This is a genomic window from Erwinia sp. (genome assembly GCF_031978025.1).
Taxonomy (GTDB): Bacteria; Pseudomonadota; Gammaproteobacteria; order Enterobacterales; family Enterobacteriaceae; genus Erwinia.
Genome location: NZ_DALZCD010000233.1, coordinates 1 through 6,898 on the forward strand (window position 1 = coordinate 1; position 6,898 = coordinate 6,898).

Annotated in this window: 10 protein-coding genes; all 10 read right to left on the reverse strand. The window is 56.7% G+C overall.

The features are described 5' to 3' along the window. Window positions 1–739 (reverse strand): RNA polymerase sigma factor RpoS (gene rpoS, locus RTK32_RS16630; RefSeq protein WP_312045915.1); only part of this gene is annotated, 739 nt, incomplete at its 3' end. 51 nt (window positions 740–790) lie between these two features. Further along, the gene (gene nlpD / locus RTK32_RS16635) at window positions 791–1,864 is read right to left on the reverse strand and encodes a murein hydrolase activator NlpD (protein ID WP_312045917.1); all 1,074 of its coding nucleotides are present in this window, start codon (window positions 1,862–1,864) and stop codon (window positions 791–793) included. Window positions 1,865–2,020: 156 nt separating this feature from the next. Continuing rightward, the gene (locus RTK32_RS16640) at window positions 2,021–2,647 is read right to left on the reverse strand and encodes a protein-L-isoaspartate(D-aspartate) O-methyltransferase (RefSeq protein ID WP_312045919.1); all 627 of its coding nucleotides are present in this window, start codon (window positions 2,645–2,647) and stop codon (window positions 2,021–2,023) included. Further along, complete coding sequence (gene surE / locus RTK32_RS16645; protein WP_312045921.1) at window positions 2,641–3,402, reverse strand: 5'/3'-nucleotidase SurE; 762 nt, start codon at window positions 3,400–3,402, stop codon at window positions 2,641–2,643. Before surE ends, RTK32_RS16640 begins: the two co-directional genes overlap by 7 nt. Window positions 3,403–3,470: 68 nt before the next feature. Then, window positions 3,471–4,505, reverse strand: a complete 1,035-nt coding sequence (gene truD, locus RTK32_RS16650) for a tRNA pseudouridine(13) synthase TruD (protein WP_312045923.1) — start codon at window positions 4,503–4,505, stop codon at window positions 3,471–3,473. Then, window positions 4,505–4,984, reverse strand: a complete 480-nt coding sequence (ispF, locus tag RTK32_RS16655) for a 2-C-methyl-D-erythritol 2,4-cyclodiphosphate synthase (protein WP_312045932.1) — start codon at window positions 4,982–4,984, stop codon at window positions 4,505–4,507. The genes truD and ispF overlap by 1 nt, the downstream gene beginning before the upstream one ends. Beyond that, window positions 4,984–5,694, reverse strand: coding sequence for a 2-C-methyl-D-erythritol 4-phosphate cytidylyltransferase (gene ispD, locus RTK32_RS16660; protein ID WP_312045924.1), 711 nt, complete (start codon window positions 5,692–5,694; stop codon window positions 4,984–4,986). Before ispD ends, ispF begins: the two co-directional genes overlap by 1 nt. A 3-nt stretch (window positions 5,695–5,697) precedes the next feature. Then, entirely contained in the window at window positions 5,698–6,003 is a 306-nt protein-coding gene (ftsB, locus tag RTK32_RS16665) for a cell division protein FtsB (RefSeq protein ID WP_312045926.1), read from the reverse strand. A gap of 201 nt (window positions 6,004–6,204) precedes the next feature. Continuing rightward, window positions 6,205–6,522, reverse strand: coding sequence for a DUF3561 family protein (locus RTK32_RS16670; protein WP_312045928.1), 318 nt, complete (start codon window positions 6,520–6,522; stop codon window positions 6,205–6,207). A 56-nt stretch (window positions 6,523–6,578) separates the two neighbouring features. Beyond that, a partial coding sequence (locus RTK32_RS16675) for an adenylyl-sulfate kinase (RefSeq protein WP_312045930.1) occupies window positions 6,579–6,898 on the reverse strand: 320 nt, incomplete at its 5' end.

The following is a 6,898-nucleotide window of genomic DNA, read 5'->3' on the forward strand; positions in this document are numbered from 1 at the left end:
CCGGACCGTTGTCTTTCTCGTCGGCCAGGATATCCAGGAGCGCTTTCTCAGAATCTCCGCCTAGTGGCGTGTCAACTGACGTGATGCGTTCGTTAAGACGCAGCATACGGCTGACATCATCAACGGGTTTGTCCAGCTGTTCGGCGATTTCTTCTGCGCTTGGCTCGTGATCCAGCTTGTGGGCCAGTTCGCGGGCGGTACGCAGATAAACGTTCAGCTCTTTAACGATATGGATTGGCAGACGGATAGTACGGGTTTGATTCATGATCGCCCGTTCAATCGTCTGACGGATCCACCAGGTAGCGTAAGTAGAGAAGCGGAACCCACGTTCAGGGTCAAATTTCTCTACCGCGCGGATCAGGCCCAGGTTACCTTCCTCAATCAGATCCAGCAAAGCCAGACCACGATTGCTGTAACGACGGGCGATCTTCACTACCAGACGTAAGTTACTTTCAATCATGCGGCGACGAGACGGAATGTCACCACGCAGAGCACGACGAGCGAAGAAAACCTCTTCCTCTGCCGTAAGGAGCGGTGAATAACCGATCTCCCCCAGGTAGAGCTGCGTCGCATCCAATACACGTTGCGTAGCGCCTTGTGACAACAGCTCTTCTTCAGCTATATCGTTATCAGCAGGTTCATTTCCGACAAGAGCCTTCTCATCAAAAATCTCAGCTCCGTTTTCGTCGAATTCCGCATCTTCATGTAACTCATTAACTTTTAGCGTATTCTGGCTCATAAGCGGCTCCTACCCGTGATCCCAGGGCAGAACAACCAGGGTTCTGCCGGTTTATCGCTGCGGCAAATAGCGCAACGGGTTTACGGATTTCCCCTTGTAACGAATTTCAAAATGCAATCTAACCGAACTGGTGCCGGTACTGCCCATAGTCGCAATCTTCTGTCCCGCTTTTACTTCCTGCTGCTCGCGGACCAGCATAGTGTCGTTATGGGCATATGCACTCAGGTAGTCATCATTATGTTTGATGATAATCAAGTTGCCATAACCGCGCAGTGCATTCCCGGCGTAAACAACGCGCCCTGAGGCGGTCGACACAACGGGTTGTCCACGCGATCCCGCGATATCGATGCCTTTATTGCCCCCTTCGGAAGCAGAAAAGTTATCGATAATCTTCCCGTCGGTTGGCCAACGCCAGCTTCCTACCGGAGTAGAGCTGTTCGTTGTGCTGCTGACGGTCGGAGCACTTACCGGCGCTGTCGTCGTTGCGACAGTATTTGTACCGGCTGAAGGTAACATTTTACCTTCACTTGGTTTACCTGAATCCTCAGAATACGTAATAACCGGCTGACGTGCAACCGTTGTGCTCTTGATTTGCGCAGTGGTCGGCTGAGTAGGCACGCCGCCTGCCGTTGCGTCTGCTGCTGTGATTGCGTTACCGCCGGTCAGGGTGCCGCCGGAGCCGTTACTAACCTGCAACTGCTGGCCCACATTGAGACTGTAAGGCGCAGCGACGTTATTTCGTTCAGCCAGATCGCGGAAATCGTTGCCGGTGATCCAGGCAATATAGAACAGCGTATCACCGCGTTTAACGGTATAGGTCTCACCGCTGTAGCTACCTTTCGGAATATTCCCATAAGAGCGCTTATAAACGATGCGCCCATTTTGCGTAACAACATTTTCATTTCTACCGCTGCTTGCAGCGGGCATGGCGCGGCCAGAACCGGAGACGATGGGGGGTGGCTGGCTGATCAATCCCCCGCCGCTGCTTGCGTTGGCATTAGCATTACCGCCTACCGAGCTGATTGGTGCCTGTGAATTATCGCTGGAACAGCCCGCTAACCAAAAACCAACGAGCGAAATCGCCGCAATACGGCGTAATTTTACTACCGGGCTTCCCGTGCTCATTTATATCCCCCGCTACGGCAAAACTGTGCGACTGCGCTCGGTTAAACCTGCGCCAGCAGCATTAAATTCTGAATAGATTGAATAGTAACAATATCGGCCGTCGCGTGCCATTAACAGATAGAGGCCATTAACAGATGCGTACAATTAGCCAGGCGCTCAGGCCAGATCGCCCTGCACCAGCGGCACAAATCGTACGGGTTCAATGGTTTCTACCAGGAATTCGCCCTTTTTACGGGTGATACGCTTGAGCTGCTGCTGGTCTTCACCAACCGGCAGCACCATGATGCCGCCCTCATCAAGCTGGTTCATCAGCTCGAGCGGAATTTCGGGTGGGGCCGCGGTGACAATGATGGCATCAAAAGGGCCGCGGGCTGGCCAGCCTTGCCAGCCGTCGCCGTGACGCGTGGAAACATTATGCAGATCGAGCTGTTTCAGGCGCCGTTTCGCCTGCCATTGCAGGCCTTTGATACGTTCGACGGAGAAAACATGCCCGACAAGATGAGCGAGGATGGCGGTTTGATAGCCCGAGCCAGTGCCGATCTCCAGCACGCGTGACTCGGGTTTCAACGCCAGCAGCGAGGTCATTTTCGCAACGATATAGGGTTGAGAAATAGTTTGCCCCGACCCAATCGGCAGTGCCGTATTGTCCCAGGCTTTATGTTCGAAGGCTTCATCGACGAAACGCTCGCGCGGCACCGCTTCGATCGCCTTCAGCAAAGCTTCATCCGTAATGCCCTGCTGGCGCAGCTGTGCCAGCAGCGTTTCGATGCGGCGGTTCACCATTCGTTTTTAACTCCCGAACTGGCTAACCATGAAGCAACGACCTCCTGCGCGCTATGCGCGGTAAGATCGACATGCAGCGCGGTTACCGACACGTAACCCTCTTCGACGGCAGCAAAGTCCGTATCAGGACCGGCATCGAGTTTTTCACCCGGCGGGCCAATCCAGTACAGGGTATGGCCACGAGGATCTTCCAGTGGGATCGCCTGGTCGCTGGGATGGCGGCTGCCGCAACGGGTCATGCGGATGCCTTTAATCTCGGTCAGCGGCAAATCCGGCACGTTGATGTTCAGTATCCGCCCCGTACGCAGCGGCTCGCGTTGCAATGCGCGTAACAGAGAACAGGTCACGGCAGCGGCGGTCTCGTAGTGCTGATGCCCGTCCAGCGAGACGGCCAGCGCAGGCAGGCCCAGGTGGCGCCCTTCCATTGCGGCCGCCACGGTGCCCGAATAGATAACGTCATCACCCAGGTTCGGCCCGGCGTTGATACCGGAAACCACAATATCGGGTTTGGGCTGCATCAGCGCGTTTACGCCCAAATAGACGCAGTCGGTAGGCGTGCCCATTTGTACCGCGATATCGCCGTTGGCATGGCTGAAGGTGCGGAGCGGCGTTTCCAGCGTCAGCGAGTTAGATGCGCCGCTGCGATTGCGGTCCGGTGCCACCACCTGAACCTCTGCAAATTCGCGCAGCGCGGCCGCCAGCGTCTGAATACCCGGCGCGTGGATGCCATCATCATTGCTCAGCAATATTCGCATATGAAATTTAGCCCTTTTCTTTTCAATCTGTTGGGTATTACATCATCCCCCGGTCGTGCCGGGTGTGGCTATTCGGCCACGTCCGCCTCGCCGTCCGGCTGGTTAAGCAGTTCACGTACCAGGCTGGTGGCAAAGCTCCCCGCCGGCAGCCAAAAAGAAAGCTCGACGGTGACATCATCCCACCAGCTCCAGCGCAAATCCCGCGGCACAACCAGTACGGCGCGGCGAGCCGCTTCTACGCGCTCGCGCGTCAGCAAGGCTATCAGCGCCGTTTCATTCGCCAGGCTCTGCTGTTCAAATGCCAGCGCTTCGCTCTGCGTGCCCCAATCGCCGCTGCCTGGCAGCGGTGCTGTCACGCGCAGTTCGTTATTATCCGTACGAGCCTGAAGCGTGGCCAGTTCTTCTGTCGCAACGAACCAGCTGCCGCGCCCGGTAAGCTGCAGCGCATCGCCTGGCATGATCCGGGTCAGCGATCCCATTTTGGTCAGGCGATCGCTGACAACCTGATTAAACAGCGCGCTGCGCGCGGCGGAGAGCAAAAAGCTGCGTTTGCTGCGCTCGCGCACGTGAATTTCATCAGCCGCCCAGCGCTGCGCCATAATCAGGTTATTGTTGGCATGGCCAAAGCGCTGCTCGCCAAAATAGTTTGGGAATCCCTGTAGGGCCAGCTGCTGCAGACGCTGCTCAACGGCTTCCCGATCGGAGATCTGACGCAGAACCAGCGTAAAAGCATTGCCCTGTAGCGCGCCGGTACGCAGCTTGCGGCGATGCCGCGCACTTTCCAGCACTTCGCAGCCTTCCAGCTGAAAGGCGGTAAAATCGGGCGTCTCTTTGCCGGGCACGCGCAGGCAGAACCACTGCTCGGTCACGGCATGACGGTCTTTCATCCCGGCAAAGCTGACGTCGCGCGGATGTACTTTAGCGAACTTTGCCAGCGCCTCGGCCACAAAGCGGGTATTGCAGCCGTTTTTACGAATGCGCACCAGCACCTGTTCGCCATCGCCATCCGGCCGATACCCCAGATCTTCAATCACTACAAAATCTTCCGGGTTTGCCTTAACCACGCCGCTGGCGGCGGGCTGGCCATAGAGCCAGGCGGTCATTAAGCGTCAGCCTTCATCAGGAGCGCGACAGCTTCACAGGCGATGCCCTCGCCGCGACCGGTAAAGCCCAGCTTCTCAGTGGTGGTCGCTTTCACATTGACGCAGTCCATATGGATGCCCAGGTCTTCAGCAATATGAATACGCATCTGCGGCACGTGCGGCAGCATTTTCGGTGCCTGTGCGATAATAGTCACGTCAACGTTGCCCACGCGATAGCCTTTTTTCTCAATCTGTCGCCAGGCTTCACGCAGCAGTTCGCGGCTGTCTGCGCCTTTCCAGGCCGCATCGGTATCCGGAAAAAGCTTGCCTATATCGCCCAGTGCCGCGGCGCCCAGCAGCGCGTCGGTCAGCGCATGGAGCGCAACATCACCATCGGAATGGGCCAGCAGCCCTTTCTCATAAGGAATTCGCACGCCGCCAATAATCAGCGGGCCTTCGCCGCCAAACGCGTGTACATCAAAACCATGGCCGATACGCATCATGCGCTCTCCTTATTATGTAATTGGGTGAGGTAAAAAGCGGCCAGCGCCAGATCTTCTGGCCGCGTTACCTTAATATTGTCGCTGCGGCCAACGATCAGCTCGGGATGATAGCCGCAATACTCCAGCGCAGAGGCCTCGTCCGTGATGGTCGCGCCCTCTTGTAGCGCCTGCTGCAGGCAATTACGCAGCAGCGCCAACGGAAACAGCTGCGGCGTCAGCGCGTGCCACAGCGCTTCCCGCTCCACCGTATGGTCAATTGCCGGTGAACCGGTTTTTGCGCGCTTCATGGTGTCGCGAACAGGCGCGGCCAGAATACCGCCGATGCGGCTGGTAGCCGTGATGGCCAGCAGACGGTGCAGATCTTCGGGATGCAAACAAGGTCGCGCCGCGTCGTGCACCAGCACCCAGTCGGCTTCCGGCGCGGCCTGTAATCCGGCCAGCACGGAATCAGCCCGCTCCTTGCCGCCCGCTACCCAGCGCACGCGAGGATCTGTCGCCACCGGCAGCGTAAAGAACCAGGGGTCTTCCGGCGTGATGGCGACAATAATCTGAGTAACCTGCGGATGCGCCAGCAGGCCGTCAATGGCATGTTCAAGCACGGTCTTGCCATTAATGCGAAGATATTGCTTAGGGCAGGCCGCCTGCATCCGGCTGCCGACACCGGCAGCGGGCACAACGGCAATCACCTCGGTACCTGCGATAGTCATGTTTTATCGTTGTTGATTGGCCTGCGCGTTTTTACTGCGATCCGGCACAAGGCGATAGAAGGTCTCACCGGGCTTGATCATGCCCAGCTCATTGCGCGCGCGTTCTTCGATAGCTTCGGAACCGCCATTCAGATCGTCGATTTCCGCAAACAGCCGATCGTTGCGCGCTTTTAATTTGGCGTTACCACTTTGCTGCACCGCAACATCGTCGTTAACGCGCGTATAGTCATGTAGGCCGTTCTTGCCCAGCCAGAGCGAATATTGCAGCCAGCCGAGTAATACAAGTAACAGCAGCGTAAGTTTTCCCATCCCCGCCCCCCGAAAAACGGCTCAATCATCCCATAACTTTTCTCCCGACTCCACTGCGGCCTTGAAATAGCCGTCGTTTGGCGAATCGGTGAGCGTTCCACGAGGGTAAACAGCGTCGTCAGGCAACCTTCTGTTACCACCGGGCGCATTCAGACATCAGATTTTGCCCGTGGCGGGCAAACCTTACCACAATGAAGGGAATTACCAACCGCTCAGCAGCATAAACAGCAGCCAGAAAAGACCAATCACCACCACGACGGTGAGCAGCAGCGTCCAGATCAGATGACCACGCAGCAGCACGCTGGCAACAATACCGACCAGGACGGAGACGGGGAGCAACGCAAGAAAGAAAGGCCAGGTATAGAGGAAGAAGAACAAGGTGTTAGAGCCGTAAAGCATAAAGGGGATCGCGAGCGCGAACCAGTAGCAGGCAAAGCCTGCCACTCCACCGGGGAAAGACCAGGAAGGTTCTTCCTGGTGCTCATCTTTGCGGGCCAGCATGGGCGTAACGTTTTGCATAAGTATCCTGTTGACGCGTAATACGGCCCGCTCTGAGGCGTTTCGCCGTGGCTATCTTAGGCTTTGATAATATCGCGGTCACGCAGCAGATCTAACACTTGAACCCGTAAATTTGTTACCAATTGTTCGCCATCCAGATGGATTTCAGGCCGCTCCGGCGCTTCATAAACGGCATCAATGCCGGTGAAATTACGCAGCTCGCCAGCGCGGGCTTTTTTATATAATCCTTTGGGATCGCGGGCTTCACAGATCGCCAGCGGCGTATCGACAAAGATCTCAATAAAGCGCCCTTCTCCGACCCGTTCGCGTACCATCTGCCGCTCTTCACGATGCGGAGAGATAAAAGCGCTCAGGACGATCAGGCCCGCATCGACCA

What these genes read in the sequence shown, in the direction of transcription:
- nlpD (WP_312045917.1), bottom strand. Translation starts at nt 1,864, where the DNA reads ATGAGCACGGGAAGCCCGGTAGTAAAATTACGCCGTATTGCGGCGATT.
- RTK32_RS16640 (WP_312045919.1), bottom strand. Translation starts at nt 2,647, where the DNA reads ATGGTGAACCGCCGCATCGAAACGCTGCTGGCACAGCTGCGCCAGCAG.
- surE (WP_312045921.1), bottom strand. Translation starts at nt 3,402, where the DNA reads ATGCGAATATTGCTGAGCAATGATGATGGCATCCACGCGCCGGGTATT.
- truD (WP_312045923.1), bottom strand. Translation starts at nt 4,505, where the DNA reads ATGACCGCCTGGCTCTATGGCCAGCCCGCCGCCAGCGGCGTGGTTAAG.
- ispF (WP_312045932.1), bottom strand. Translation starts at nt 4,984, where the DNA reads ATGCGTATCGGCCATGGTTTTGATGTACACGCGTTTGGCGGCGAAGGC.
- ispD (WP_312045924.1), bottom strand. Translation starts at nt 5,694, where the DNA reads ATGACTATCGCAGGTACCGAGGTGATTGCCGTTGTGCCCGCTGCCGGT.
- ftsB (WP_312045926.1), bottom strand. Translation starts at nt 6,003, where the DNA reads ATGGGAAAACTTACGCTGCTGTTACTTGTATTACTCGGCTGGCTGCAA.
- RTK32_RS16670 (WP_312045928.1), bottom strand. Translation starts at nt 6,522, where the DNA reads ATGCAAAACGTTACGCCCATGCTGGCCCGCAAAGATGAGCACCAGGAA.